At 62.6% G+C, this 26,737-nt stretch carries 22 protein-coding genes; 11 read left to right on the top strand and 11 right to left on the bottom strand.

Annotated features, from left to right (window positions below):
* Positions 1 to 6 precede the first annotated feature (6 nt).
* Positions 7 to 2,232 carry an NADP-dependent isocitrate dehydrogenase gene (locus CWR53_RS13865; protein ID WP_100851868.1) on the bottom strand — a complete coding sequence of 742 codons (2,226 nt, stop codon included), beginning with the start codon at positions 2,230 to 2,232 and terminating at the stop codon, positions 7 to 9.
* Between the two features lie 462 nt (positions 2,233 to 2,694).
* A complete protein-coding gene (gene cspD / locus CWR53_RS13860) occupies positions 2,695 to 2,955 on the bottom strand; it encodes a cold shock domain-containing protein CspD (protein WP_138031825.1) in 261 nt (86 codons plus the stop codon).
* 230 nt (positions 2,956 to 3,185) lie between these two features.
* On the opposite strand from cspD, the gene clpS reads away from it, so the two are divergent.
* Positions 3,186 to 3,548, top strand: a complete 363-nt coding sequence (gene clpS / locus CWR53_RS13855; RefSeq protein WP_023534830.1) for an ATP-dependent Clp protease adapter ClpS — start codon at positions 3,186 to 3,188, stop codon at positions 3,546 to 3,548.
* 30 nt (positions 3,549 to 3,578) lie between these two features.
* The gene (gene clpA / locus CWR53_RS13850; RefSeq protein WP_058603465.1) at positions 3,579 to 5,849 is read left to right on the top strand and encodes an ATP-dependent Clp protease ATP-binding subunit ClpA; all 2,271 of its coding nucleotides are present in this window, start codon (positions 3,579 to 3,581) and stop codon (positions 5,847 to 5,849) included.
* An 85-nt stretch (positions 5,850 to 5,934) separates the two neighbouring features.
* Here clpA and infA read toward each other — a convergent pair whose 3' ends face one another.
* The 3 genes from infA to aat all read right to left on the bottom strand — a co-directional run bounded on the left by infA (position 5,935) and on the right by aat (position 7,699).
* Positions 5,935 to 6,153: a translation initiation factor IF-1 gene (gene infA, locus CWR53_RS13845; protein ID WP_002553999.1), complete on the bottom strand. Its 219-nt coding sequence runs from the start codon at positions 6,151 to 6,153 to the stop codon at positions 5,935 to 5,937.
* A gap of 101 nt (positions 6,154 to 6,254) precedes the next feature.
* A complete protein-coding gene (locus CWR53_RS13840) occupies positions 6,255 to 6,962 on the bottom strand; it encodes an arginyltransferase (protein WP_058603464.1) in 708 nt (235 codons plus the stop codon).
* Positions 6,963 to 7,018: 56 nt separating this feature from the next.
* Positions 7,019 to 7,699 (bottom strand): leucyl/phenylalanyl-tRNA--protein transferase, encoded by a 681-nt coding sequence (gene aat / locus CWR53_RS13835; RefSeq protein WP_100851867.1) that lies wholly within the window; start codon positions 7,697 to 7,699, stop codon positions 7,019 to 7,021.
* Between the two features lie 396 nt (positions 7,700 to 8,095).
* Between aat and CWR53_RS13830 the strand changes: the two genes are divergently transcribed.
* The 6 genes from CWR53_RS13830 to cysG all read left to right on the top strand — a co-directional run bounded on the left by CWR53_RS13830 (position 8,096) and on the right by cysG (position 15,783).
* The gene (locus tag CWR53_RS13830) at positions 8,096 to 10,687 is read left to right on the top strand and encodes a DNA translocase FtsK (RefSeq protein WP_375335499.1); all 2,592 of its coding nucleotides are present in this window, start codon (positions 8,096 to 8,098) and stop codon (positions 10,685 to 10,687) included.
* Positions 10,688 to 10,748: 61 nt separating this feature from the next.
* Positions 10,749 to 11,372 carry an outer membrane lipoprotein chaperone LolA gene (lolA, locus tag CWR53_RS13825; protein WP_058603462.1) on the top strand — a complete coding sequence of 208 codons (624 nt, stop codon included), beginning with the start codon at positions 10,749 to 10,751 and terminating at the stop codon, positions 11,370 to 11,372.
* A 12-nt stretch (positions 11,373 to 11,384) separates the two neighbouring features.
* On the top strand, positions 11,385 to 12,710 hold the full coding sequence (locus tag CWR53_RS13820) for a replication-associated recombination protein A (RefSeq protein ID WP_058603461.1): 1,326 nt from the start codon (positions 11,385 to 11,387) through the stop codon (positions 12,708 to 12,710).
* Positions 12,707 to 13,081, top strand: a complete 375-nt coding sequence (crcB, locus tag CWR53_RS13815; protein ID WP_027916182.1) for a fluoride efflux transporter CrcB — start codon at positions 12,707 to 12,709, stop codon at positions 13,079 to 13,081. Before CWR53_RS13820 ends, crcB begins: the two co-directional genes overlap by 4 nt.
* A 29-nt stretch (positions 13,082 to 13,110) precedes the next feature.
* A complete protein-coding gene (gene serS, locus CWR53_RS13810; RefSeq protein ID WP_100851866.1) occupies positions 13,111 to 14,391 on the top strand; it encodes a serine--tRNA ligase in 1,281 nt (426 codons plus the stop codon).
* The gene (gene cysG / locus CWR53_RS13805) at positions 14,392 to 15,783 is read left to right on the top strand and encodes a siroheme synthase CysG (protein WP_028686533.1); all 1,392 of its coding nucleotides are present in this window, start codon (positions 14,392 to 14,394) and stop codon (positions 15,781 to 15,783) included. It abuts the gene before it with no gap.
* A gap of 273 nt (positions 15,784 to 16,056) precedes the next feature.
* Here cysG and CWR53_RS13800 read toward each other — a convergent pair whose 3' ends face one another.
* The 5 genes from CWR53_RS13800 to CWR53_RS13780 form a co-directional block, all read right to left on the bottom strand.
* The gene (locus CWR53_RS13800; protein WP_058603458.1) at positions 16,057 to 17,382 is read right to left on the bottom strand and encodes an OprD family porin; all 1,326 of its coding nucleotides are present in this window, start codon (positions 17,380 to 17,382) and stop codon (positions 16,057 to 16,059) included.
* Between the two features lie 65 nt (positions 17,383 to 17,447).
* Positions 17,448 to 17,846 (bottom strand): PPC domain-containing DNA-binding protein, encoded by a 399-nt coding sequence (locus CWR53_RS13795; RefSeq protein ID WP_078478347.1) that lies wholly within the window; start codon positions 17,844 to 17,846, stop codon positions 17,448 to 17,450.
* The gene (locus tag CWR53_RS13790) at positions 17,843 to 18,394 is read right to left on the bottom strand and encodes a hypothetical protein (RefSeq protein ID WP_058603456.1); all 552 of its coding nucleotides are present in this window, start codon (positions 18,392 to 18,394) and stop codon (positions 17,843 to 17,845) included. Before CWR53_RS13790 ends, CWR53_RS13795 begins: the two co-directional genes overlap by 4 nt.
* The gene (locus CWR53_RS13785) at positions 18,391 to 19,971 is read right to left on the bottom strand and encodes an acyl-CoA synthetase (protein ID WP_219995116.1); all 1,581 of its coding nucleotides are present in this window, start codon (positions 19,969 to 19,971) and stop codon (positions 18,391 to 18,393) included. The genes CWR53_RS13790 and CWR53_RS13785 overlap by 4 nt, the downstream gene beginning before the upstream one ends.
* Positions 19,968 to 21,137 (bottom strand): acetyl-CoA acetyltransferase, encoded by a 1,170-nt coding sequence (locus CWR53_RS13780; protein WP_100851865.1) that lies wholly within the window; start codon positions 21,135 to 21,137, stop codon positions 19,968 to 19,970. Before CWR53_RS13780 ends, CWR53_RS13785 begins: the two co-directional genes overlap by 4 nt.
* A gap of 388 nt (positions 21,138 to 21,525) precedes the next feature.
* Here CWR53_RS13780 and CWR53_RS13775 point away from each other — a divergent pair, with 388 nt between their 5' ends.
* From CWR53_RS13775 to CWR53_RS13765, 3 genes are read left to right on the top strand one after another with little or no spacing between them, the layout of a single operon-like run.
* A complete protein-coding gene (locus CWR53_RS13775; protein WP_100851864.1) occupies positions 21,526 to 22,557 on the top strand; it encodes a TRAP transporter substrate-binding protein in 1,032 nt (343 codons plus the stop codon).
* Positions 22,557 to 24,437, top strand: coding sequence for a TRAP transporter large permease subunit (locus CWR53_RS13770; RefSeq protein ID WP_100851863.1), 1,881 nt, complete (start codon positions 22,557 to 22,559; stop codon positions 24,435 to 24,437). Before CWR53_RS13775 ends, CWR53_RS13770 begins: the two co-directional genes overlap by 1 nt.
* A gap of 12 nt (positions 24,438 to 24,449) precedes the next feature.
* Entirely contained in the window at positions 24,450 to 25,241 is a 792-nt protein-coding gene (locus tag CWR53_RS13765; RefSeq protein ID WP_058603452.1) for an SDR family NAD(P)-dependent oxidoreductase, read from the top strand.
* Between the two features lie 422 nt (positions 25,242 to 25,663).
* Here the strand turns inward: CWR53_RS13765 and CWR53_RS13760 are convergent, their stop codons facing one another.
* Positions 25,664 to 26,587: a LysR family transcriptional regulator gene (locus CWR53_RS13760; RefSeq protein ID WP_058637914.1), complete on the bottom strand. Its 924-nt coding sequence runs from the start codon at positions 26,585 to 26,587 to the stop codon at positions 25,664 to 25,666.
* Between the last annotated feature and the right edge of the window lie 150 nt (positions 26,588 to 26,737).

The raw sequence follows: 26,737 nt of genomic DNA, 5'->3' as shown, positions 1-26,737 counted from the left end.
CGAGCCTTACAGGGCAGCGATGGCGCTGTTCAGGGTCTGGCTTGGGCGCATGACCTTGGCAGTCAGGTCGGCGTCAGGGGCGTAGTAGCCACCGATGTCCACTGGCTTGCCCTGGACAGCGTTGAGTTCGGCAACGATTTTTTCTTCGTTGTCGCTCAAGGCTTTGGCCAGCGGAGCGAAGCGAGCTTTCAGGGCCGCATCGTCATCCTGGGCTGCCAGTGCTTGTGCCCAGTACAGGGTCAGGTAGAAATGGCTGCCGCGGTTGTCGATGCCGCCGACCTTGCGCGAAGGCGACTTGTTGGTGTCCAGGAACTTGCCGGTCGCCTGATCCAGGGTCTGGGCCAGCACCTTGGCGCGTGGGTTGTCGTAGGTGTTGCCCAGGTGCTCCAGGGATGCGGCCAGGGCCAGGAATTCACCCAGCGAGTCCCAGCGCAGGAAGTTCTCTTCCACCAACTGCTGCACGTGCTTGGGTGCCGAGCCGCCAGCGCCGGTTTCGAACAGACCGCCGCCATTCATCAGCGGCACGATCGACAGCATCTTGGCGCTCGTGCCCAGTTCCATGATCGGGAACAGGTCGGTGAGGTAGTCGCGCAGCACGTTGCCGGTCACCGAGATGGTGTCCTTGCCTTCGCGGATGCGGGCCAGGGAGAACTTGATGGCCTCGACCGGGGGCATGATGCGGATATCAAGGCCGGACGTGTCGTGGTCCTTGAGGTAGGTCTGCACCTTCTCGATCATGGCGCTGTCGTGGGCGCGAGCCGGGTCCAGCCAGAACACGGCCGGGGTATCGCTCAGGCGGGCGCGGTTGACAGCCAGCTTGACCCAATCCTGGATCGGCGCATCCTTGACCTGGCACATGCGGAAGATGTCGCCCGCTTCGACCTGCTGTTCCAGCACCAGGTTGCCCTTGGTGTCGACAACGCGCACGACGCCATCGGTCTTGATCTGGAAGGTCTTGTCGTGGGAGCCGTATTCTTCGGCTTTCTGCGCCATCAGGCCAACGTTCGGCACGCTGCCCATGGTGGTAGGGTCGAAGGCGCCATTGGCCTTGCAGTCTTCGATGGTGGCCTGGTAGATGCCCGCGTAGCAGCGGTCAGGGATGATCGCCTTGGCGTCCTGCAGCTCGCCTGCGCTGTTCCACATCTTGCCCGAATCACGGATCATGGCCGGCATCGAGGCGTCGACGATCACGTCGCTTGGCACGTGCAGGTTGGTGATGCCTTTATCGGAGTTGACCATCGCCAGGGCAGGGCGCTCGGCGTACAGGGCCTGGATGTCGGCTTCGATTTCGGCCTGCTTCTCCGCTGGCAGGTCCTTGATGCGGGCGTAAAGGTCGCCGATGCCGTTGTTGGCATTGAAGCCTACGTCGGCCAGGGCGGAAGCGTGCTTGGCCAGTACATCGTTATAGAATTCTTCGACGATGACGCCGAACATGATCGGGTCGGAAACCTTCATCATGGTCGCTTTCAGATGCACCGACAGCAGCACGCCCGATGCCTTGGCATCGGCGATCTGCTCGGCGACGAAGGCCTTGAGGGCCTTGCGGCTCATGGTGGCGCAGTCGATGATCTCAGCTGCCTTGACGGCGGTTTTTTCTTTCAGAACGGTGGTGGTGCCGTCGGCGCCGACCAGCTCGATGCGCAGGCTGTCGTCAGCCTCGATCAGTGCAGCCTTCTCGCTGCCGTAGAAGTCGCCCTGGCTCATGTGAGCCACGTGCGACTTGGAGTCGGCCGCCCAGGCGCCCATCTTGTGAGGGTGCTTGCGTGCGTAGTTCTTGACCGACAGCGGTGCGCGGCGGTCGGAGTTGCCTTCGCGCAGGACCGGGTTCACGGCCGAACCCTTGATGCGGTCGTAGCGGGCGCGCGATTCCTTTTCCTCGGCGGTAGCCGGTTCGTCGGTGTAGTCCGGGATGTTGAAGCCCTTGCCTTGCAGCTCCTTGATTGCAGCCTTGAGCTGCGGGACCGAGGCGCTGATGTTGGGCAACTTGATGATGTTGGCTTCAGGGGTGGTGGCCAGCTGGCCCAGTTCCGCCAGGTGATCGCCTACCTGTTTCTCTGCGCCGAGTTGCTCCGGGAAGGCTGCAAGAATACGGCCTGCCAGGGAGATGTCGCGGGTTTCGACGGCAATGTCAGCGCAAGCGGTGAAGGCTTCGATGATCGGCAGCAGCGAGTAGGTGGCGAGGGCAGGAGCTTCGTCGGTGAAGGTATAGATGATCTTGGAACGGGTGGGCATGCGGGCTAACTCTCTGTGTGCTGAGCGTGCTCGAGTCTCGTGGTGCACCGGGTAGGCGCACCGCCCTGGCAGCGCCATGGGCGGAAAGTCGAGAGGCTGCGAGCTGTGATGGTGGATGCATCAGTCGAGCGTCAAGTGCCGAGCTGCGGTAACAACCCGGGCTTAGTGGCCTGAGATGGCCTGGGACGGTCCGCATTTTCCTAGGGATCGCCCCGGTGACCCTGCGGTCGCGGGGCAGTATATCAAACCAATCAGCCTAATCATCAAGACTGAGTGATATCGGCCCATTTATAAGACCAAAGACGTAGCGACAATGTGACCGGTTGTCGCACGGAGCAGCATCACAGCCCGTGCAGGCGCTAAGGGTAGTCTGGATGACGAAGTTGTAACTTCATGCGTACAGATACGCCGCACGCTGGTGGTCATCGTGCGTACGGTACTCAGAGAATGGAAATACGGGCGTCACGCACCCACAGTACTGACTACCGGCGTCGCGTCATGTGACAGCGCCGGCGCGGCTTCCTGGGTACGGATGTTGATAGCATGCAGGCCCTTCGGGCCCTGGATGACATCGAACTGAACGGACTGCCCGGCCTTGAGTGTCTTGTAGCCATCCATCTGGATCGCGGAAAAATGGGCAAAGAGGTCTTCGCTCTTGCCATCCTCGACCACGAATCCATACCCTTTGGCGTTGTTGAACCACTTGACTTTACCGCTTGCCATCCCTATGTCCCTCTGCAAGGACTCCATCACTGGAGTATCATCCACGTCATCCGCATACGAACCTTCGGAAAAAATCGGGTTGGCTGCGCGGATCTTTATTGACCACGGTGTGTTCCTATTGGTTGTAACACCGTTCTGCCGATAGTCAAGGTCATGCAGCGGCCAGGCCGTACCGCTTGCTGCAGGGTCAACCCATAACCTTATCCTGTCGATGTGATGAAATTCTTTCCATGCATGCACACAGCCAGATTCGACTAACATTCAATCAGGATCGCCCTCAATCCAACGAGGACGATGGCGCTGGTCTGGCGGTTCAGGAAGCCAAGCCGATCCTGCAGGCGCCACCTATGTACAAGGTGGTTTTGTTCAACGATGACTACACGCCGATGGATTTCGTCGTCGAAGTGCTCGAAACGTTCTTCAATCTGAACCGCGAGCTGGCGACCAAGATCATGCTGACCGTCCATACCGAGGGGCGGGCAGTGTGCGGATTGTTTACCCGCGACATCGCCGAAACGAAGGCCATGCAGGTCAACCAATACGCCAGGGAAAGCCAGCATCCGCTACTCTGTGAAATCGAGAAGGACGGTTAATCGCCGACCACTTGGGTATGAGGTGAAGCTATGTTAAACCGCGAGCTCGAAGTCACCCTCAATCTTGCCTTCAAGGAGGCCCGTTCGAAGCGTCATGAGTTCATGACGGTCGAGCATCTGCTGCTGGCCCTCCTTGACAATGAGGCTGCCGCGACCGTTCTGCGCGCCTGTGGCGCCAATCTCGACAAGCTCAAGCATGACCTGCAAGAGTTCATCGATTCTACGACCCCTTTGATTCCCGTTAGCGACGAAGACCGCGAGACGCAGCCCACCCTGGGCTTCCAGCGTGTGCTGCAGCGTGCGGTGTTCCATGTGCAGAGCTCCGGCAAGCGCGAGGTCACCGGTGCCAATGTGCTGGTGGCGATCTTCAGCGAACAGGAAAGCCAGGCCGTGTTCCTGCTCAAGCAGCAGAGCGTGGCCCGCATCGATGTGGTCAACTACATCGCCCATGGCATCTCCAAGGTGCCCGGCCATGGGCCGCATTCGGACAGCGACCAGGAAATGCCGGACGATGAGGGCGGTGAAACCACCTCTTCGAGCAATCCACTGGACGCCTACGCCAGCAACCTCAACGAGTTGGCCCGCGCCGGGCGTATCGACCCGTTGGTTGGGCGCGAACAGGAAGTCGAGCGCGTGGCGCAAATCCTGGCTCGGCGCCGCAAGAACAATCCCCTGCTGGTAGGTGAGGCCGGCGTGGGCAAAACTGCCATTGCCGAGGGCCTGGCCAAGCGTATTGTCGACGGCCAGGTGCCTGATCTGCTGGCTCAGAGCGTGGTCTATTCCCTTGACCTGGGTGCTTTGCTGGCCGGTACCAAATACCGCGGCGACTTCGAGAAGCGCTTCAAGGCGCTGCTCGGTGAGCTGCGCAAGCGGCCACAGGCCATCCTGTTCATCGACGAAATCCATACCATCATTGGTGCCGGCGCAGCGTCTGGCGGCGTCATGGATGCCTCCAACCTGCTCAAGCCGTTGTTGTCGTCGGGCGAAATCCGCTGCATCGGTTCCACCACGTTTCAGGAATTCCGCGGGATTTTCGAGAAGGACCGGGCGCTGGCACGGCGCTTCCAGAAGGTCGATGTGAGCGAGCCTTCCGTGGAGGACACCGTTGGTATCCTGCGCGGCCTGAAAGGGCGTTTCGAAAGCCACCACAACATCGAGTACAGCGACGAAGCGCTGCGCGCAGCGGCGGAGCTGGCCTCGCGCTACATCAATGACCGGCACATGCCCGACAAGGCCATCGACGTCATCGACGAAGCCGGCGCCTACCAGCGCCTGCAGCCTGAGGCCAATCGCGTGAAGCGGATCGACGTTCCTCAAGTCGAGGACATCGTCGCCAAGATCGCCCGTATTCCACCCAAGCATGTCACCAGTTCCGACAAGGAGTTGCTGCGTAACCTGGAGCGGGATCTGAAGCTGACGGTATTCGGTCAGGACGCAGCCATCGATTCGCTCGCGACCGCCATCAAGCTGTCGCGTGCAGGGCTCAAGTCGCCTGACAAGCCTGTGGGTTCGTTCCTGTTCGCCGGCCCTACCGGTGTGGGCAAGACCGAGGCAGCGCGTCAGTTGGCCAAGGCACTGGGGGTCGAGTTGGTGCGATTCGACATGTCCGAATACATGGAGCGTCACACCGTGTCGCGCCTGATCGGTGCGCCACCTGGCTACGTCGGGTTCGACCAGGGCGGTCTGTTGACCGAGGCCATCACCAAGCAGCCGCACTGCGTGTTGCTGCTCGATGAGATCGAGAAGGCCCACCCGGAAGTCTTCAACCTGCTGCTGCAGGTCATGGACCACGGTACCCTGACCGACAACAACGGGCGCAAGGCGGACTTCCGCAACGTGATCCTGATCATGACCACCAACGCGGGTGCTGAAACCGCTGCGCGGGCGTCCATCGGCTTTACCCACCAGGACCATGCGTCCGATGCCATGGAAGTCATCCGCAAGAGCTTCACACCGGAGTTCCGCAACCGCCTGGATACCATCATCCAGTTCGGCCGCCTGAGCACCGAGACCATCAAGAGTATCGTCGACAAGTTCCTCATCGAGCTGCAGGCGCAACTTGAGGACAAGCGCGTGCTTCTGGAGGTCAGCGACGCGGCGCGTGGCTGGCTGGCGGTGTCGGGCTACGACGTGCAGATGGGGGCGCGGCCGATGGGTCGACTGATTCAGGACAAGATCAAGCGGCCCTTGGCCGAGGAGATTTTGTTCGGCGAATTGGCCGAGCACGGCGGTGTGGTGCACGTGGACCTGCGCGATGGCGAACTGGTCTTCGACTACGAGACCACTGCCGAGGTGGCCTAAGCCTCAGGGGCCGCATGCGGCCCCTTCCTTATCCACACAGGCACAAAAAAGCCCGGCACATGCCGGGCTTTTTCATGGCTGGAGCTTAGCGCGCACGGTACGTGATGCGGCCCTTGCTCAGGTCATACGGCGTCAGTTCGACGCGAACCTTGTCGCCAGTGAGAATACGGATGTAGTTCTTGCGCATCTTTCCGGAGATGTGCGCGGTTACGACGTGCCCGTTTTCCAACTCCACGCGGAACATGGTGTTGGGCAGGGTGTCGACGACAGTGCCTTCCATTTCGAAGCTGTCTTCTTTCGACATGCAGTAGAGCCCTCGGATCCAGTGTTGGCCCGACGCATAACCGCACCGGGCAAAAAAGTGGCGTGGATTATGCCCGAAAACTGTGTGTCAAGCCAATGCTTTCAGTTGAGGGCAACCCAACGCTGGTTTATCAACAACTCGATAGGCCGATACTGCGTCTTGTAGTTCATTTTCTTGCAGTTCTTGATCCAGTAGCCGAGATAAACGCCGTCCAGATCAAGTCGCAACGCCTCGCCAATCTGCCAGAGGATGGCAAACCGGCCCAGACTGCGGCGCTCTTCATCAGGCTCGTAGAAGGTGTACACGGCAGACAGGCCATTGGGCAGCAGGTCGCAGACGGCGACTGCCAGCAGCCGGCCGCTGGCGCGAAATTCGTAGAACCAGCAAAACGGCAATTGGCGAACCAGAAACGTGGAAAACTGATCGCGGCTGGGTGGATACATGTCCCCATCAGCGTGACGCGCCTCGATGTAGCGCCGGTACAGATCGAAATACTCTTCCTTGAAGGCGGGACGTGCAGCGGTCACCGTTACATCGGCGTTGCGCTTGAGAATTCGACGCTGCTGACGGCTGGGCACAAACCGTGCCGGCGGTATGCGCGCAGGCACGCACGCGTTGCAGTTCTGGCAATGAGGGCGATAAAGGTGATCGCCACTGCGGCGAAACCCCATCTCCGAAAGGTCGGCATACACGTTAACGTCCATTGGCTGGCTGGGATCCAGGAACAACGTGGTGGCCTGCTCGTCGGGCAGGTAGCTGCAGGTGTGGGGTTGAGTGGCATAGAACTTCAACCGCGCCAACTCTGTCATGGTCAACCCCTTCGGTGAGACTTTGCCTAAGTGTAAGCCAGGTGTGGAAAACGCGCCTAGCAAACCCAGGTGGCAGTATTGGGCTGATCGAGGTGGCGTGCCAGGTAGTCTGCGAATTCACGCCGACTGATAGCGTGGGCCCCCAGGCTTAGCAGGTGATCGGTCTGCATCTGGCAGTCGATCAGCACGAAGCCGGCTGCTTCCAGGTGCCGGACCAGCGTCACAAAGCCAACCTTCGAAGCATTGTCCGCGCGGCTGAACATGGATTCCCCGAAAAACAGCTGCCCCATGGCCAGGCCATACAGGCCGCCCACCAGCTCACCGTCCTGGCGAACTTCGACCGAATGGGCAATACCGCGTGCGTGCAGTTCACAGTAGGCCATGCGCATGGGGTCGGTGATCCAGGTGCCGTTGGTGTAATCGCGCGGCGCCGCGCAGGCTGCGATGACTGCGGCGAAGTCGGTGTCGAAGCTGACCTGGTAGCGGCCTTGGCGCATCCATTTGGCCAACGAACGCGACACATGCAATCGAGCAGGCGCCAGCACGGTGCGCGGGTCAGGCGACCACCACAGGATCGGCTGGCCATCCTGGTACCACGGAAAGCAGCCGTGACGGTAAGCCTGGACAAGCCGCTCGGGCGTCAGGTCGCCGCCTGCGGCGAGCAGGCCGTTGGGCTCTTGCAAGGCGCGGTCCAGCGCAGGGAAAGTCAAGGAATCGCGTTTCAGCCAGGTCAACATGGTCGGTCATGCGGTAGGGGAGGGGGGTGGCCAGCATGGCGCGACGGGCAAATGGGGTCAATCGCTTCGAGGTCGCGATTGGGCGCTGCGTGGTTGATCGCTGCGCCAGTGATCGGGTGGCTCGTGCTGAACTGCGGGCCATGGACAGGGCCGGTGTAGGCAGTGTCTCGCAGTGATCTGGGCAATTTCGGACACAATGCAGCTATGGCCGGCACCATCGGCGACATTTGCTGTCACACCTGTGCAAAAACACAGCATAAGCCTTTGTCACAGAAGACAATGCGTGCTCAAATTGCAGCTATTGGAAAGTCGCCCCCGGCCAGATCCCCAGACGGCGTGCCGCCATGGCGGCTGGCGGGCAGTAATGTTAAAAGTAGTGATCCGTTGGCTTCGGCCCTGGCCGATCACTATTGGACGCGCACCACGCGCAGGAATAGACGCGTTTTGAAGAAATCCACCGCAACCCCAGCTCCCTTGCCCGTGCCCCTGTGGCGGCAGCAGCTGCACTACCGTCTCAAGGAGGGTGCGCTGATCGCTGTCGGCGCCCTGTGCCTGTACCTGTGGATGGCGCTGCTGACCTACGACACCTCGGACCCGGCCTTCAGCCACACCGCCACCGTCGACCAGGTGCAGAATGCCGCCGGGCGAGCCGGCGCCTATTTCGCCGATATCCTGTTCATGGTGCTGGGCTATTTTGCCTACATCTTCCCGTTGCTGCTGGCGATCAAGACCTGGCAGATTTTCCGCCAGCGCCACCAGCCCTGGGACTGGAGCGGCTGGTTGTTCTCCTGGCGGTTGATAGGCCTGATATTCCTGGTGTTGTCCGGGGCCGCGCTGGCCCATATCCATTTCCATCCTCCGGCAAGCATCCCGTTCTCGGCCGGCGGCGCCCTGGGCGAAAGCCTGGGCGACCTGGCTCGCAACTTCCTGAACGTGCAGGGCAGCACCCTGATGTTCATCGCCCTGTTCCTGTTCGGGCTGACGGTGTTCACCGACCTGTCGTGGTTCAAGGTCATGGACATGACCGGCAAGATCACGCTGGATCTGCTGGAACTGGTGCAGGGCGCGGCCTCGCGCTGGTGGGAGGCGCGTAACGAACGCAAGCGCCTGGAAGCGCAGCTGCGCGAGGACGAGCCCGTCGTCAAGGCCAAGCCTGTGGCGCCCGAACCCCGTGAGCCGGCCAAGCCTGCACTGCGCGAACGCTTGTTCAAGCGCGAGCCTGCGCCTGCTCAGCCCGAGCCGCGCGAACCGACCCTGGGCGGTGAGCCTGTGACGATGCGCGACCCGGTTGCGCGTGAGCAAGGGGTGGTGCAGCGCGAACCTGTGATCACACGCGAACCGGCACCGGCCCGGCCTTCGGCGCCCGCGCCAGCGGCCGCACCGGCCCTGATCTCCAACATCGTGCCACCCTCGGCTGCCAAGGCGCCCGAGCCAGTCAAACGCATCGCCAGAGAAACCCCGGCGCCGCAATTCATCGACAGCGCAGTGGAAGGCACCTTGCCGCCGATTTCCATCCTGGACCCGGCTGAACAGAAAAAGATCGAGTATTCCCCCGAGTCCTTGGCTGGTGTTGGTCAACTGCTGGAAATCAAGCTCAAGGAGTTTGGTGTCGAGGTAGCGGTGGACTCCATTCACCCAGGCCCTGTGATTACCCGGTACGAAATCCAGCCGGCCGCCGGGGTGAAGGTGAGCCGCATCGCCAACCTTGCCAAGGACCTGGCGCGGTCGCTCGCCGTGACCAGTGTGCGGGTGGTCGAGGTGATCCCGGGCAAGACCACTGTGGGAATCGAGATTCCCAACGAAAATCGCCAGATGGTGCGCTTCTCCGAAGTACTTGCCACCCCGCAGTACGACGAACAGAAGTCGCCGGTCACCCTGGCCCTGGGCCACGATATCGGCGGAAAGCCGGTCATCACCGACCTTGCGAAGATGCCGCACTTGCTGGTGGCGGGTACGACCGGCTCGGGTAAATCGGTGGGCGTGAACGCGATGATCCTGTCGATCCTGTTCAAATCCAGCCCCGAAGATGCACGGCTGATCATGATCGACCCGAAAATGCTCGAATTGTCGATCTACGAAGGCATTCCGCACTTGTTGTGCCCCGTGGTCACCGACATGAAGGACGCGGCCAATGCCCTGCGCTGGAGCGTGGCGGAAATGGAGCGGCGCTACAAACTGATGGCCGCCATGGGCGTGCGCAACCTGGCCGGCTTCAACCGCAAGGTCAAGGATGCCCAGGAAGCCGGCGAAATCATCCACGACCCGCTGTATCGCCGCGAAAGCATGGAGGATGAACCGCCTGCCTTGAAGACGCTGCCGACCATCGTGGTGGTGGTGGACGAATTCGCTGACATGATGATGATCGTCGGCAAGAAGGTCGAGGAACTGATCGCGCGCATCGCGCAGAAGGCGCGGGCTGCCGGTATCCACTTGATCCTGGCGACCCAGCGACCGTCGGTGGATGTGATCACCGGCCTGATCAAGGCTAACATCCCGACGCGCATGGCGTTCCAGGTGTCGAGCAAGATCGACTCGCGTACCATCATCGACCAGGGCGGTGCCGAGCAGTTGCTGGGTCATGGTGACATGCTGTACATGCCGCCTGGCACCAGCCTGCCGATCCGTGTCCACGGCGCATTCGTGTCCGATGATGAAGTGCACCGTGTGGTCGAGGCGTGGAAGCAGCGCGGTGCCCCTGACTACAACGACGACATCCTCAACGGTGTTGAAGAAGCCGGCAGCGGCTTCGAAGGTGGCAGTGGCGGCGGTGATGGCGACGATTCCGAAAGCGATGCCCTGTACGACGAAGCTGTCCAGTTCGTGCTCGAGAGCCGCCGCGCGTCCATTTCCGCCGTGCAGCGCAAGCTCAAGATCGGCTACAACCGGGCGGCCCGCATGATCGAAGCCATGGAGATGGCCGGCGTGGTCACTCCGATGAACAGCAACGGCTCGCGGGAAGTGATTGCCCCAGGCGGCCCACGCGATTGATATCACCCTGCCGGGCGCCAACGGTGGTGCTCGGCCCATTCAACGCTCAATGAGGATTCCCATGCGCGCTATTCGCATGCTGTTGGTTTCGGCCCTTGCCCTGGGCCCGGTCTCGGCGTTCGCCGGCGAGCAGGATGTCCAGCGCCTGACCCAGTTGCTGGAAAAGTCGCAGACCATCGAAGCCAATTTCTCCCAGCTGACCCTGGATGCAGGCGGCACCAGCCTGCAGGAAACGTCCGGCAAGATGACGGTCAAGCGCCCAGGCCTGTTCTACTGGCACACCAATGCGCCCCAGGAGCAGGTGGTGGTATCGGACGGCAAGAACGTCACCCTGTGGGACCCGGACCTCGAGCAGGCTACCGTCAAGAAACTCGACGTGCGCCTGAACCAGACGCCGGCGCTGCTGCTTTCCGGTGATGTGTCGAAGATCAGCCAGAGCTTCGATATCGTCTCCCGTCAGCAGGGCGATGTGATGGACTTTACCCTCAAGCCCAAGACCAAGGACACCCTGTTCGACTCGCTGCGTGTATCGTTCCGCAAGGGGCTGATCAATGACATGCAGCTGATCGACAGCGTTGGCCAGCGTACCAACATCCTGTTCAATGGCGTCAAGGCCAATCAGGCGGTGGCGGACAGTACCTTCAAGTTCGACATCCCCAAAGGTGCAGACGTCATCAAGGAGTAACCAGAGCCTGTCATGGACCTGTTTCGAAGCGAACCTGTCGCCCAGCCCCTGGCCGCCCGTCTGCGCCCGTCCAACCTGGACGAGTATGTCGGCCAGGAGCACCTGCTTGCCCGCGGTAAACCGCTGCGTGAAGCACTGGAGCAGGGTGCGCTGCACTCCATGATCTTCTGGGGCCCGCCGGGGGTTGGCAAGACGACCCTGGCGCGGCTGCTGGCGCAATTTTGCGATGCGCATTTCGAAACGGTGTCGGCGGTACTGGCGGGCGTGAAGGAAATCCGCCAGGCGGTGGAAGTGGCCAAGCAGCAGGCCGGCCAGTACGGGCGTCGTACCATCCTGTTCGTCGACGAAGTGCACCGTTTCAACAAGTCTCAGCAGGATGCCTTCCTGCCTTTCGTGGAAGACGGCACCTTGCTGTTCATCGGGGCTACCACCGAAAACCCGTCTTTTGAACTGAACAACGCGCTGTTGTCACGGGCGCGTGTCTACGTGCTCAAGAGCCTGGATGAGCCTGCGCTGCGCAAGCTTGTAGACCGCGCCCTCACCGAGGAGCGGGGGCTAGGCAAACGTCATTTGCGCGTTGGCGACAAGGCCTTCGACATGCTCAGGGCCGCCGCCGATGGTGACGGAAGGCGCATGCTCAACTTCCTGGAAAATGCCGCTGACCTGGCCGAGGACGGCAGTGAGATCGACGTCGATCTGCTGCAAAGCCTGCTGGGAGACAGCCGTCGTCGGTTCGACAAGGGCGGGGAAGCATTCTATGACCAAATATCGGCGTTGCATAAATCCGTACGGGGTTCGGACCCTGACGCGGCGCTCTACTGGTTTGCGCGCATGCTCGATGGCGGCTGCGACCCCCTCTACATTGCGCGCCGGGTGGTGCGCATGGCCAGCGAAGACATTGGTAACGCCGACCCCCGCGCCCTGAGCCTGTGCCTGGCAGCCTGGGACGTGCAGGAGCGGCTGGGCAGCCCTGAAGGTGAGCTGGCAGTGGCACAGGCCATCACCTACATTGCCTGCGCCCCGAAGAGCAACGCCGTTTACGTCGGTTTCAAGACCGCCCTGCGCGAGGCGGCCGAGCATGGTTCGCTGGAAGTGCCGCTGCACCTGCGCAATGCGCCAACCAAACTCATGAAACAGCTGGGTTACGGCGATGAGTATCGCTATGCCCACGACGAACCGGATGCCTACGCGGCCGGTGAAGACTACTTTCCCGAAGCGCTGGAGCCACGCCAGTATTACCAACCCGTGCCGCGCGGGCTCGAGCTCAAGATTGGCGAAAAACTCCGGCACTTGGCCGATCTTGATCGCAGTAGCCCGCGACAGCGGAGAAAGCCATGATCACGCTGATCGCCGCCGTCAGTGCCGGCGGTATCGCCGGTACCCTGTTGCGCTTTGCCGCAGGCAATTGGGTGGTCGCCCACTGGCCGCGGCACTTCTATATAGGTACGCTTGCCGTCAACCTGGTGGGCTGCTTGTTGATCGGCCTGCTGTATGGCCTGTTTCTGCACAAACCCATGGTCCCGGCCGAGTTGCGGGCTGGTTTGATCGTGGGGTTTCTGGGCGGCCTGACCACGTTTTCCTCTTTTTCGCTGGACACCGTACGCTTGCTGGAAAGCGGGCAGGTGCCTCTGGCGTTGGGCTATTCGGCCATCAGTGTCGTGGGCGGGCTGCTCGCGACCTGGGCAGGATTGTCCCTTACTCGATTCTGACCAACACCTACACATAACGAGAGAACGATATGCTCGATTCCAAACTGTTACGCGGCCAACTTCAGGAAGTGGCGGATCGCCTGGCCTCCCGTGGCTTCAGCCTGGATGTCGCGCGCATCGAATCACTGGAAGAGCGCCGCAAGGCGGTGCAGACCCGTACCGAGCAACTGCAGGCCGAGCGTAATGCCCGTTCCAAATCCATCGGCCAGGCCAAGGCCAAGGGCGAGGACATTGCCCCGCTGATGGCTGATGTGGAGCGCATGGCCAATGAGCTGGCCGCCGGCAAAACCGAGCTGGACGGTATCCAGGCAGAACTGGACAGCATCGTGCTGACCATTCCCAACCTGCCCGATCCCAGTGTGCCGGTCGGTGCCAGCGAAGACGAGAACGTCGAAGTGCGTCGCTGGGGTACGCCCAAGTCGTTCGATTTCGAGATCAAGGACCACGTCGCTCTGGGCGAACTCAGCGGCGGTCTGGACTTCGAAGCGGCGGCCAAGCTGTCTGGCGCGCGTTTTGCCGTACTGCGCGGCCCAATCGCACGCCTGCACCGCGCACTGGCGCAGTTCATGATCAACCTGCACACCGGTGAGCATGGCTACGAAGAGCACTACACCCCGTACCTGGTGCAGGCGCCAGCCCTCCAAGGCACTGGCCAGTTGCCCAAGTTCGAGGAAGACCTGTTCAAGATCACCCGCGAAGGCGAGGCGGACTTCTACCTGATCCCGACCGCCGAGGTGTCGCTGACCAACCTGGTGGCTGGGGAAATTCTCGACGCCAAGCAACTGCCGCTCAAGTTCGTGGCGCACACGCCGTGCTTTCGCAGTGAAGCCGGTGCTTCGGGCCGAGACACGCGCGGCATGATCCGCCAGCACCAGTTCGACAAGGTCGAGATGGTGCAGGTGGTGGAGCCCGGCAAGTCGATGGAAGCGCTCGAAGGCCTGACGGCCAATGCCGAGCGTGTGCTGCAGCTGCTCGAGTTGCCGTACCGCGTGTTGGCACTGTGCACCGGTGACATGGGCTTTAGCGCCGTCAAGACCTTTGACCTGGAAGTGTGGGTGCCCAGCCAGGACAAATACCGCGAGATCAGCTCGTGCTCCAACTGCGGCGACTTCCAGGCCCGCCGCATGCAAGCGCGCTGGCGCAACCCGGAAACCGGCAAGCCGGAACTGGTGCACACCCTCAACGGTTCCGGTTTGGCCGTGGGCCGCACGTTGGTCGCGGTGCTGGAAAACTACCAGCAGGCCGACGGCTCGATCCGGGTGCCCGAAGTGCTCAAGCCCTATATGGGTGGCGTTGAGGTGATCCGCTAAATGGACTACCTGCCGCTGTTCCACAAACTGCAGGGCGCCTTGGTGCTGGTGGTTGGTGGTGGCGAGATCGCGTTGCGCAAGGCGCGTCTTTTGGCTGATGCGGGCGCCGCGCTGCGTGTGGTGGCGCCAGAAATCGATGGCCAGCTGGCCAGCATGGCGCGTGAAGGCGGTGGCCAGGTGCTGGTGCGCGGTTACCAGCCGGGTGACCTTACAGGTTGCCGGCTGGTGATCGCCGCTACGGACGATCCTGGGCTCAACGCCCAGGTATCGGCCGATGCCCAGGCCCTGAGCCTGCCGGTCAACGTGGTCGATGCGCCGGCATTGTGCACGGTCATCTTCCCGGCCATCGTCGACCGCTCGCCTTTGGTGATCGCGGTGTCCAGCGGGGGCGATGCCCCGGTCCTGGCACGCCTGATCCGGGCCAAGCTCGAAGCCTGGATCCCTGCTGCCTACGGTGAGTTGGCCGGGTTGGCGGCGCGTTTCCGGCACACGGTCAAGTCGTTGTACCCGGATGTAAACCAGCGCCGGGGTTTCTGGGAAACCGTCTTCCAGGGGCCGATTGCCGAACGCCAACTGGCCGGGCAGGGCGCAGAGGCCGAGCGATTGCTGCAGGCGATGGTCGATGGCGCGCCGGTGCAGCAGGGCGGCGAAGTCTACCTGGTCGGTGCTGGCCCGGGAGACCCGGATCTGCTGACGTTCCGCGCGCTGCGGTTGATGCAGCAGGCCGATGTGGTGCTGTACGACCGCCTGGTAGCGCCTGCGATCATCGACATGTGCCGTCGGGATGCCGAGCGCATTTATGTCGGCAAGCGTCGTGCAGAGCACGCCGTTCCCCAGGATCAGATCAACCGGCTATTGGTGGACCTTGCCCAGCAAGGCAAGCGCGTGCTGCGTCTGAAGGGCGGTGATCCGTTCATCTTCGGCCGTGGCGGCGAGGAGATCGAGGAGCTGGCCGAGCACAACATCCCGTTCCAGGTGGTGCCGGGTATCACCGCTGCCAGCGGTTGTGCCGCTTACGGCGGCATCCCGCTGACCCACCGCGATCACGCCCAGTCGGTGCGCTTTGTCACCGGGCACTTGAAGGACGGTAGCAGCAACCTGCCTTGGGACGACTTGGTCGCGCCTGCCCAGACGCTGGTGTTCTACATGGGCCTGGTCGGCTTGCCGACCATCTGCGAAGAACTCATCCGCCACGGGCGGGCAGCGAGCACGCCGGCCGCGTTGATCCAACAAGGCACAACGCGCAACCAGCGTGTGTTCACCGGCACCTTGGCCGATTTGCCTGCGCTGGTTGCACGCCATGAAGTGCATGCGCCTACCTTGGTGATCGTGGGCGAGGTGGTGCAACTGCGCGAGAAGCTGGCGTGGTTCGAGGGGGCACAGCACGGCTGACAGTCTGCGAACGCTTTGAGGGGGTGAGCAAGGCAGTTGTCCCTCATGGTCCTCAAGCCTGCAGATCTAATGCAGCCCCTGTGGGAGCGGCCCTTGCGCCGCGATGGGCCGCAAAGCGGCCCCGGCAACGTTAGCGGCGACGCTGAAATTGCGGGGCCGCTTCGCGCCCCATCGCGGCGCGAGGCCGCTCCCACACAAGGCCGCTCTCACACAAGGCCGCTCTCACACAAGGCTGAGCACACACAAGGCTGCTTGAACACGGACATCCGTGCCCTAGAACAACGGCACGGTGTAGCTGACGGTCACCCGGTTCTGATCCTGTGCCCACTCGCTGGGCAACCCACTGCGCAGCATGCCGTTGCGCCAGCTCAAGCCCAGCCCCTTGAGCGCACCGTCCTGCACCACATAGTCCAGGGCAATGTCACGCTCCCATTCCTTTTCGTCACCGCCGGCAGCGGTGCGGATGTGCGTGCCCTTGAGGTAGGTGAGCGAGGCAATCAGGCCGGGCATGCCCAATGCCGCAAAATTGTAGCTGTATTGGCCGAAGGTGGTGCGTTCACCTGCACGGGTGAAACTGGTCACCAGCCGGTCGGTGAACAGATACAGGCTCGAGCCAGCTGCGCCTTCGCCTGTATTGCCCTGGTTGATCTGCACGAAGTTGCCACTGTCCGAGACCCGCTGATGGCCAAGCAAGACCGAGTGGCCACCTATGGCGTAGGTGAACATGGCACTCCAGGTATCATTGTCGATTTTGCCTGCGGTATCGCCCAGGCCGGTGACGCGATACCCTGCCGCGCGCCCGCTGGCTGAGTCGTTGCGTCCATCCGCGTCGGTCTTGAAGTAGCGCAGGTCGGTGGTCAGCGACTGGTTGTCGCTCAGGGCCCAGGTGTGCACGAGCCCCGCAAAATGCTGGACATAGTAATCCTCCAGCTGGGCGCCGTAATATTGCAGCTTCAAGGCGGGGGTGAGCTGGTAATCGGCCCCGGCAAACACAAACGCATTACTCTCGCGTGTACCCCCCGCCACGGCCAGGCCTGAGCGGTTGGTCGAGCCCCGGCCGGTGGTATGCTCCAGGCGGCCTCCGGTCAGGGTCAGGCCATCGATTTCTTTCGAGGTGACAATCCCGCCTTCGAAGGTCTGCGGTAGCAAGCGCCCATCGTTGGCCACCAGAATCGGCAGTTTCGGTTGCAGCGTGCCGTAGCGTGCCTCGGTCTGGGAAAAACGGACCTTGCCGGTCAAGCCCAGGCGACTCCATTCGTCCACCGCGCTGCCATCGCTGGCATCCGGAATCATTGAACTGCCTCGGTGATTGCCTGCACCGCCATCCAGGCGTAGGCCCAGCAAGCCGAGGGCGTCAACGCCGAACCCCACGGTGCCGTCGGTGAAACCGGACTTGTAGTCGAACATGAAACCCTGCGCCCATTCGGCCGTCTTGCTCTGGCCGGCAGGGCCGGGGCGGTCGCGGTAATCGTTGTTGAAATAGTAGTTGCGCAGGTGCAGGTTGGCTTTGCCGTCCTCGATAAAGGCCGCCTTGGCAGCCGGAACGGCCAGGGTGGTCAAGGTGAGTAGGTACAGGGGCACGTAGGGCTTTCTTGTCATTGTTTTCTTCCTGAGGGTGATAGGCGCCCAGAGAGCGGGCGCAAAGGGTGCTGCAGTGTGGGCAGTCAGTCCGGCAGCCACTCCTGCAGGGTGAGCTCCACGGTAATGAAGGACAGGTTCCGACCCCGTTGCAGGCAACCGGCGAAGAGCTTGCCGTCGGCATCGGCGAGCACTGCCTGAAGGTGGCTTCGGCCGGCGATGACCTCACCGCTCAGGCTGAGGATCTCGATACCAGGCCCGGGTACATGAATGGCTTGATGGCCGCGCTCGCCGTGGTAACGCAGTTCGCCGTCGATCAGGCTGCCCAGCCCGCCACGGACCACGGCGCAGGCGATGCCGTGGCTGGCGCAGAGGGCTTCGGCGCTGTCGATCACATCCTCGTTGGGCTTTAGGCGGGCGACTACCAGCCGCCCGAGACGGCCTTGCTGGACCTGCGTGGTAGTAGAGGGCAGGGCAGGTGTCATGAGGCCTCCTTGAGCACAGGGTGCAGCAGGTTGAATTGGGTCTCGGTGTCTGGCTGTACCTGGTAGGCGACATGCTCGAACAGGCATAGCCGCAGCACCAGGGGTTCGCTACCGACCACGACTCGCTGCAATACCAGATGCCCGCCGTGCTGTTGCCCAAGGCTGTCGAGCATGCCGGCATGGCAATGCAGCAGCGGGGCGCCGCTGGCATCCCTGCCGACAGTCAGTGCACCACTGATGAAGGTGACAGGGCCTGTAAGCACCACGGGCTTGCCGTAGTCGTAAGGGCGTTGGCTGTCGCTTGTGGTCACCATGCGGTGGTAGGCCAAGGCGCACGCGCTCCCCCACAACACGCGGCCGACTGCACTCTGGTAGCGACAGCGCTCGAGCACTGACAGCAGGCTTTCGCCCACCTGGCTGCCGGGGGCAAGCTCGACGCGCAACTCCTGGCTGCACGCGACTTCACAGTCAAGCAGCCTGGGTAGGCGGGCCGGGCCTGCATGGTTGAAGTGGCGCACCCCGCCGCGCAGTTCGAAATGGGGCGTCATGCCGGTTGCTCCGTGCCGGTCTCGAGCAACGTGCGGATGTGTTTCTTGACGATCTTGCCGTAGCCGGACTTTGGCATCTCATGCCAGCGTACAAACTGCTTGGGCCATTTGTAGCGTGCCAGGCGGGGCTCCAGGTGCGCGAGCAGTTGGTCATCGCTGACCTGGGCAGTGGTGACGATCACCGCGCAACCACATTCGCCCCATTTGTCGTCCGGCATGCCGAGCACGGCCACTTCGGTGACAGCAGGGTGGGTCAGCAACGCTTCCTCCACTTCGCGCGGGTACACGTTCGAGCCGCCGGAGATGTACATGTCCGAGGCGCGCCCGGTGATGAACAGGTAACCGTGCTCGTCCACATGCCCCAGATCGCCGGTATGGAACCAGCCATGGCGGAAGCATTCGGCATTGGCCTGGGGGTTGTCGTAGTAGCCGGCGAACACGGCCGGGCCGCGCACGCAGATTTCGCCGTCCGTACCCGTGGGCAGCTCGCGGCCTTGTTCATCGAGTATGGCCACCTGCATGCCGGTGCGTGGGTAGCCGCAGGAACCGACCTTGGCCTGAGGGCCATCGTCGGCATCATGGCAGTCGGCGGGCAGCACCGTGATGTTGCCGGTGACTTCGCCAAGGCCGTAATACTGCACCAGCACCTTGCCCAATGTGCGTAGCGCATGGCACTGGTCGGCGCGGTACATGGGGGCACCTGCGTAGATCACGTAGCGCAGGCTGCTGTGATCGTACCGGCTGACGGCCGGGTCTTCGGTAAGCATCTTGACGATGGTCGGCACCGTGAACAGGTTGTCGATCCGGTGCTCCTGCACCAGGCGCCAGGCCTCGTCACAGTCCAGCCGGTCCCCGACAGGGAGTACGCAGGCAGCACCCCGGGCTACGTTGACCAGTGCATGGATACCGGCCCCGTGGGACAAGGGGGCCAGCACCAGCGAGCGTGACTGCTGGCTCAGGCAGGGCATCAGGTCGGCCAGGTGGTTGTTGACCACGAACGCCATTTGCCCGTGGGTCAGTACCCCTGCCTTGGGGTGCCCGGTGGTGCCGGAGGTGTAGAAGAACCACAGCGGATCGTTGTAGTTCACCTCGGCCGGGCGAAAACCAGGCTGAAGCGGGGCGCCTTCATCGAGCAGGGCATCGTAGGCCAGTTCACCCGCGCGGGGCGCAGCCATGGCAATCACGGTCCGCAGTGCCGGTGATGCCTGGCGCACAGCGTCCACGTAATGCTCAAAGCCCTCGTCGTAGAGCATCGCCACTGCGCCGCTGGAACTGCCCAGGTAGGCAGCTTCAGGGGGGGTGATGCGCACATTGGTGGGCACCCAGACCATTCCCAGGCGAAAGGCCACCCAGGCACTTTCGAACAGCGGCAGGTTGTTGCGCGAGTGCACCAGCAAGCGGTCGCCCTTGCCTAGACCGCGTGCACGCAGCGCGGCCGCGACGCTGTCTACCCGGTGCAGCAGTTGACGCCAGGACACCTGTTGCTCGCCGCGAATGAAGCCTGGCAGATCAGGCAAACGCCGAGCCACCTGGCCCAGCAGCTCCCCCAGGTTCATGACATTGTCGATTCCGTTCATCGTACGCTCTCCAGAATGCTTACGTAGTTGGTCACGGCCGCCCCGCCCATGTTGAACACGCCAGCCCGGTCTGCGCGCGGCAGTTGCATGTCGCCGGCCTGGCCGGTGAGCTGCATGGCCGCCATCACGTGCATCGAAACGCCGGTCGCACCAATGGGGTGGCCCTTGGACTTGAGGCCACCGGAGGGGTTTATCGGGAGCCTGCCGTCCTTGCGGCTCACGCCCTCGGCGATCACGCGTGCGCCTTGACCGCGCTCGGCCAGGCCCATGGCCTCGTATTCGAGCAGCTCGGCAATGGTGAAGCAGTCATGGGTCTCCACCAGGGACAGGTCGTCCAGTGTGAGGCGCGCCTGGCTCAGCGCCTGCTGCCAGGCCCGTGCAGCCCCTTCGAAGACCGTGGGGTCGCGCCGTGACAATGGCAGGTAGTCGTTGACCTGGACGGCCGCGCGAAAACGAACGGCTTGACCGCCCCCGGTCGGTTGATCGCCCCGGCTGATCACCAGGGCGGCCGCGCCGTCGCTGATCAGCGAGCAGTCACTGCGCTTGAGGGGGCCCGCCACGAAGGGGTTCTTGTCCGAGGGTGTGCGGCAGAAGTCGTAGCCCACGTCGCGGCGCATGTGCGCATACGGGTTGAGTGCGCCGTTGGCGTGGTTCTTGGCGGCGATCATGGCCAGTGCATCGGACTGATCACCGTAGCGTTCGAAGTAGGCGCTGGCGATGTTGCCGAACACCCCGGCAAAGCCGTTCTCGATGTTGGCTTCTTCAGGGGTGTAGCAGCACTTGAGCAGGATCTTGCCCACATCGGCGGTGGGCAGGCTGTTCATTTTTTCAAAACCCACCACCAGGGCATGGCGCGATTGTCCGCTCAGTACGGCGTGCAAGGCCGAGTGAATGGCTGCCGAACCGGTGGAACAGGCGTTCTCCACGCGCACGGCCGGGGTGAAACGCAGTGCTGGCAGGTGATTGGCGAGCAGCGCGGACGGAAAGTCCTGGTAGAGAAACCCTGCATTGAAGTGGCCGACGTGTACCGAATCGATCTGCTGCGCATCGAGCCCTGCGTGGTTGAGGGCGCCCAGGGCCGCGTCAGCCATCATGCGCTCGGGGTCGATGTCGGGAAACTTGCCGAAGGGGGCGTGGTACCAGCCGTTGATGAGGGGTGAATGCATGAGAGTAATCCTCGCTCGGGGTTGGCGAGGTCGATGGCAAGAACGGTGCCAGGCCTGCGGCAAGCGCTCTGCCATGCGCATTCGTGCCACGTTCGACGGTGGCGGCAGGTAGCGAACAAGTGCTACAGGTGTCGCAGTGACGTAGCAGGCGACACTCAAGGGAGACACCTGTTACACCCTCAAACAGGCCCGAGATGCCCATTGGCGCAGCACCACGCCCCAGAAGATTTTATTTAGCACTTCAAAATCAGTCAGTTAAGCGCGCTTTGTGGATGACCACTACGCTATCCCGTGCACCCGCTTGAGTGTGGCACCTCAATTGCAATGTCATCTGCACCATCGCCGTATCCCACTCGATCAATAAGAACAAATAGGTCAGGAGAGCTTCATGAGCGATTTCACCCGCCGTTCCTTCATCAAGACGGCCTCCCTGGCATCGGCCGCCGTCGCCGCTGCCGGCCTGGGCCTGTACAGCACTGGCGCCCGGGCTGCCGACTTCAAACTCAAGTTTGCCAACAACCTGCCCATCAGCCACCCCATGAACGTGCGTGCTCGGGCCATGGCCAAGGTCATCAAGGAGGAGACCAATGGCGCGTTGGTGGTGCAGGTGTTTCCAAGCAGCCAGCTGGGCAGCGACACCGATACCCTTGCCCAGGTGCGCTCCGGTGCGGTCGATCTGTTTTCCCTCTCGCCCGTGATCCTGGGCACCATGGTTCCATCGGTGCAGATCAGCGCCGTGGGCTTTGCGTTCAAGGACTACCAGCAAGTGTGGAGCGCCATGGACGGTGCCTTGGGCGAGCATGTGCGTGCGGAGATCGCCAAGACCGGCACCCTGTTCGCATTCGACCACATGTGGGACAACGGCTTTCGCGTCACCACCACCAGCACCCGGCCGGTCGCAAGCCCGGACGACCTGCGCGGCATGAAGCTGCGTGTTCCGCCTAGCCCGATCATCATGTCGATCTTCCGCGCCCTGGATGCTGCGCCGACTAGCATCAACTTCGCCGAGGTGTATTCGGCCTTGCAGACCCGCATCGTCGAAGGGCAGGAGAACCCCATGACCCTGGTGTCGACGGCCAAGCTGTATGAAGTGCAGAAGTACTGCTCGCTGACCAATCACGTGTGGGATGGCTTCTGGATGCTCGGCAACAGTGCCTCGATCGGGCGCCTGCCGGCGGATATGCAGGCGATCCTGCGCAAGCACATCGACGCGGCGGTGATGGGTCAACGCCAGGACCTGGCCAAGCTCGAAGGCAGTACCCGCGATACCTTGAAAGGGCAAGGCCTGGAACTGGTCGAGGCGCCTGCCGATCCGTTTCGCGACAAGCTGCGCAGTGCCAATTACTACGCCCAGTGGCACGACAAGTTCGGCGACCAGGCCTGGGGCATCCTTGAGCAATACGCCGGGAAGCTGGCGTGATGCGCGCGCCAGCGCTACCGGCCTCCACCGTTTCGCAGCGCCTGCCGGCCCGGGTGCTCATCTGCCTCAACCAGTGGGCCATGCGCCTGGTGGGCGTGATCGCGGTTGCCCTGATGGTGATCGAGACCTTCGTGCTGCTGGCCGGCGTGATTGCCCGCTACGTGCTGCATAGCCCGTTGGTCTGGTCCGACGAACTGGCCTCGTCACTGTTCATCTGGCTAGCCATGTTCGGCGCGGTGCTGGCGTTGGACCGTGGCGAGCACATGCGCATGTCGGCGCTGGTCAACAAGCTGCCGCAGGCTTGGCGCGGATTCAGCGAAACCTTGTCGGCGCTGATCGTCTGCCTGTTCGTGGCGATGATCATCTCACCGGCCATGCAGCATTCCCATGAACAGATGTGGATCACCACTCCGGCGCTGGGGATTCCCGACGGCGTGCGTGCTGCAGCGCTGCCGGTAGGGGCTGTGCTGATGCTGCTGGCGGCCGTCGCGCGTATGGCCCGTTATTCGACCGTGCGCCAGTTCATGGCCGGGCTGGCGGTGGTGGCCACGGTGGCCGCGGCCTTGTGGCTGGCGCAGCCCGTACTGGCAGCGATGGGCAACTACAACCTGGTGGTGTTCTTCCTGGTGCTGCTGGGCGCCTGCGTGTTTGGCGGCATCCCTATCGCCTTTGCGTTCGGCACGGCGACCATGGCCTACCTGGCCCTGGCGACCCACGCGCCCCTGTCGATCGTGGTCGGCCGCATGGACGAGGGCATGTCCCACATGGTCCTGCTGGCCGTGCCGCTGTTCGTGTTGCTGGGTGTGGTGCTGCAATTGTCGGGCATGGCCCGCACGCTGATCGATTTCATGGCTTCGTTGCTGGGGCACGTGCGTGGCGGTCTGCAGTACGTGCTGTTGGGGGCGATGTTCCTGGTGTCGGGTATTTCAGGGTCGAAGGTTGCCGACATGGCCGCAGTGGCCCCGGCGTTGTTTCCTGAAATGAAGCGGCGCGGCTCAAAGCCTGAAGAGCTGGCAGCGCTGTTGTCGGCCACGGGGGCGATGACCGAGACGATACCGCCGAGCCTGGTGCTGATCACCATCGGTGCGGTGTGCAGCGTGTCGATCACGGCGCTGTTCATCGGCGGGTTGATGCCTGCGGTGGTGGCCACCCTGGCCATTGCGGTGGTGTGCTGGTGGCGCTCGCGCAAGGACCAGGCGCCGGCGATTGCGCGGGCACCTTTGTCCCGCGTGGCCAAGACGTTCCTGATTGCCCTGCCGGCCCTGGCGCTGCCGTTGCTGATCCGGGTGGCGGTGCTGGAAGGGGCGGCCACCGCTACCGAGGTCTCGACCATTGGTGTGGCCTACGTGGTGCTGGTGGGGCTGGTGATGCACCTTTTCATGCGCCATATCGAATGGCGCCGGCTGTACCCGATGTTGCTGGAAGCGGCGGCCTTGTCCGGGGCGATCCTGCTGATCATCGGCATGGCCTCGGCGATGGCCTGGGCGCTGACGCAGTCGGGCTTCTCGCAGTCGCTGGTGGAACTGATCGAGGAGATACCAGGCGGGGTGATGGGCTTCATGGTGGTCACCATCCTCACCTTCCTGATTCTGGGCAGTGTGTTGGAGGGTATCCCGGCCATCGTGCTGTTCGGCCCGCTGATGTTCCCCCTGGCCGAAATGCTCGGCATTCACCCGGTGCACTACGCCATGGTCGTGATCCTGGCCATGGGCATCGGGTTGTTCGCACCGCCCTTGGGTGTGGGTTTTTACGCTGCCTGCGCCATCAGCAAGACGTCGTCCGATCATGTCATTCGCCGCGTCTGGGGGTACCTCGGGGCGTTGCTGGTGGCGTTGGTGATCGTTGCCTGTTTCCCATGGATTTCCATCGGTTTCCTTTAAGAGAGCGCTGACATGAGCCAACTTGCAAAAAAGACTTTGCCTGCAACTGCCGTGGGCCGCGTGGCGCTGGTCACCGGTGCGGCCATGGGGATCGGCGCGGCCATCGCCGAACGCCTGGGGCATGATGGCCACACGGTAGTGGTGGCCGACATCGACCTGCAGGCTGCCGAACTCAGGGTGGAGGGGTTGCGCGAGCAGGGCATTGATGCCTTGGCACTGGCGATCGACATTGGTGACGCAGCGTCGATCACGGCGTTGTTCGATGAACTGCGTGCACGCTGTGGACGCTGTGATGTACTGGTCAACAATGCCGGTATCGCCCGCACCCAGTCGTTTCTGGACACGGACCTGGAAGGCTGGCAGCGGCTGATGAACGTCAACCTGACCGGCACATTGCTGTGCAGCCAGCAGGCTGCGCACGTGATGCGCGAGCACGGGTGGGGGCGCATCATCAACGTTGCCTCCATCAGCGGCATGCGGGCGAGCATGGGGCGTACTGCGTATGGCACGTCGAAGGCAGCGGTGATTGGTCTGACCCGGCAGATGGCGATCGAGCTGGCCGAACATGGCATCACGGTCAACGGCATTGCCCCGGGCCCGGTGGACACGCCTTTGACACAGGCACTGCATTCTGCGGCGACACGCGAATCCTATGCCCGTGCGGTGCCTTTGCGCCGTTACGGCACACCGGCGGAGATGGCCGGGGCGGTGGCGTTTCTTGCGTCCGATGATGCGTCTTACATCAGTGGGCATGTGATCCCGGTGGATGGGGGGTTCATGGCGTCCGGGATTCTGGAGATTTGAGCGCGGGCTGCGTGGGGGAGGTGGCGGGGTGGTAGCGGTGAACGGGTTTCGACAGGTTTGGATGCTGAAATTCTGGGGCTGCACAGCAGCCCATCGCGGCACGAGGCCGCTCCCACAGGTATCGCGTTCCCCCCCGAAACCTTGCCCCCTGTGGGAGCGGCCTTGCGCCGCGATGGGCCGCACAGCGGCCCCAGAATTTCACTCTCACTGGTATTGCTTTCCCCCTCGAAACTTGCCCCCTGTGGGAGCGGCCTTGCGCCGCGATGGGCCGCACAGCGGCCCCAGAATTTCGCTCTCACTGGTATTGCTTTCCCTCTCGAAAGCTTGCCCCCTGTGGGAACGGCCTTGCGCCGCGATGGGCCGCACAGCGGCCCCAGAATTTCAGCCCCACAACACAGGTCGCCGGCCTCCAGACCAGATACTCACTGCTCTGAACCGCGTTGCGCCTCATCCTCTCGGGTCGCCTGTTCCCCGGCTTGCAAGGCCGTTTCGACGAAGGTGGCGATGCAGGGGTTGTGATTGTCGGCCTTCCACACGGCCACCACTTCGATCACCGGTGCTTCGCGCAGGGGCCTGAAGCTGGTACTGGCCAGGCGCATGTTGCGCATCGACCGGGGAACCATCGCCACCCCCAGGCCTTCGCCCACTAGGTTGACGATGGTCTGCTGCATGTTGATCTCAAGGCCGATGTTGGGGGTGACTCCATGCTGTAGGCAGTAGTTGCAGATCATGTCATGCAGGGCAGGGGCAATACGCCGTGGCACGATGATGAAGGTTTCACCGGCAAGCTCACGTGGCTCCACGACGGTTTGCTCGGCCAGGCGGTGGCCGGGCGGCAGTACCAGGGTCATTTCCTCGCGGTACAGCGTGACGGTTTCCAGGCCTGTGCAGTCCTGAGGCCGGTACATGATCGCTACATCCTTGTTGCCACTGGTAATGTCCTGGGCCAGGTCCAATGGCAGCGTCTCGGTCAACTTCAAGTTCACCTGGGGGAACAGCGCGGCATAACGGCGGGTGATCGCCGGTGTGATGCTGTAGGCGGTGGACATCATGAACCCCACGGAAAGTGCCCCCGCCGCACCGCGCGCGGCGGCCAGTGCATTGCGCTTGGCTTGCTCGAAGGCTGCGAACACCGTGCCGGTATCGAGGTAGAAGCGCTGGCCGGCCTCCGTCAGCTCGACCCTGCGCCGGGAGCGGTCGAACAGCTTGACCCCTAGCTCTTCCTCCAGAAGCGCAATTTGCCGCGACAGCGGTGGCTGTGAAATATGCAGACGCTCGGCCGCTCGGCCGAAGTGAAGGGTTTCGGCCAGTGTACGGAAATACTGAAGATGCCTGAGCTCGATCATGATGCTCTCGAAGGTATCAGTCGATGCATGATTATGTATTGGAAAATATAACTGTGCCTCCCTAATGTGAACCGTGCAACGTCATTCGGCCGAGGCGGCGTCACAAGCCCGCCAGTCGACATAGTCAAAAGCTATAGAACAAGAAAAAGG

It is taken from the genome of Pseudomonas sp. SGAir0191, from assembly GCF_002812565.2.
In the GTDB taxonomy this organism is placed as follows: Bacteria; Pseudomonadota; Gammaproteobacteria; order Pseudomonadales; family Pseudomonadaceae; genus Aquipseudomonas; species Aquipseudomonas parafulva_B.
The sequence above is the reverse complement of the archived record's forward strand: the minus strand, read 5'-3'. Positions and strand labels throughout refer to the sequence as shown.

Coding starts and splice junctions, on each gene's coding strand:
- CWR53_RS13865 (WP_100851868.1), bottom strand. CDS start 2,232: ATGCCCACCCGTTCCAAGATCATCTATACCTTCACCGACGAAGCTCCT.
- cspD (WP_138031825.1), bottom strand. CDS start 2,955: ATGGCAAGCGGTAAAGTCAAGTGGTTCAACAACGCCAAAGGGTATGGA.
- clpS (WP_023534830.1), top strand. CDS start 3,186: ATGCATGCACACAGCCAGATTCGACTAACATTCAATCAGGATCGCCCT.
- clpA (WP_058603465.1), top strand. CDS start 3,579: ATGTTAAACCGCGAGCTCGAAGTCACCCTCAATCTTGCCTTCAAGGAG.
- infA (WP_002553999.1), bottom strand. CDS start 6,153: ATGTCGAAAGAAGACAGCTTCGAAATGGAAGGCACTGTCGTCGACACC.
- CWR53_RS13840 (WP_058603464.1), bottom strand. CDS start 6,962: ATGACAGAGTTGGCGCGGTTGAAGTTCTATGCCACTCAACCCCACACC.
- aat (WP_100851867.1), bottom strand. CDS start 7,699: ATGTTGACCTGGCTGAAACGCGATTCCTTGACTTTCCCTGCGCTGGAC.
- lolA (WP_058603462.1), top strand. CDS start 10,749: ATGCGCGCTATTCGCATGCTGTTGGTTTCGGCCCTTGCCCTGGGCCCG.
- CWR53_RS13820 (WP_058603461.1), top strand. CDS start 11,385: ATGGACCTGTTTCGAAGCGAACCTGTCGCCCAGCCCCTGGCCGCCCGT.
- crcB (WP_027916182.1), top strand. CDS start 12,707: ATGATCACGCTGATCGCCGCCGTCAGTGCCGGCGGTATCGCCGGTACC.
- serS (WP_100851866.1), top strand. CDS start 13,111: ATGCTCGATTCCAAACTGTTACGCGGCCAACTTCAGGAAGTGGCGGAT.
- cysG (WP_028686533.1), top strand. CDS start 14,392: ATGGACTACCTGCCGCTGTTCCACAAACTGCAGGGCGCCTTGGTGCTG.
- CWR53_RS13800 (WP_058603458.1), bottom strand. CDS start 17,382: ATGACAAGAAAGCCCTACGTGCCCCTGTACCTACTCACCTTGACCACC.
- CWR53_RS13795 (WP_078478347.1), bottom strand. CDS start 17,846: ATGACACCTGCCCTGCCCTCTACTACCACGCAGGTCCAGCAAGGCCGT.
- CWR53_RS13790 (WP_058603456.1), bottom strand. CDS start 18,394: ATGACGCCCCATTTCGAACTGCGCGGCGGGGTGCGCCACTTCAACCAT.
- CWR53_RS13785 (WP_219995116.1), bottom strand. CDS start 19,971: ATGAACGGAATCGACAATGTCATGAACCTGGGGGAGCTGCTGGGCCAG.
- CWR53_RS13780 (WP_100851865.1), bottom strand. CDS start 21,137: ATGCATTCACCCCTCATCAACGGCTGGTACCACGCCCCCTTCGGCAAG.
- CWR53_RS13775 (WP_100851864.1), top strand. CDS start 21,526: ATGAGCGATTTCACCCGCCGTTCCTTCATCAAGACGGCCTCCCTGGCA.
- CWR53_RS13770 (WP_100851863.1), top strand. CDS start 22,557: ATGCGCGCGCCAGCGCTACCGGCCTCCACCGTTTCGCAGCGCCTGCCG.
- CWR53_RS13765 (WP_058603452.1), top strand. CDS start 24,450: ATGAGCCAACTTGCAAAAAAGACTTTGCCTGCAACTGCCGTGGGCCGC.
- CWR53_RS13760 (WP_058637914.1), bottom strand. CDS start 26,587: ATGATCGAGCTCAGGCATCTTCAGTATTTCCGTACACTGGCCGAAACC.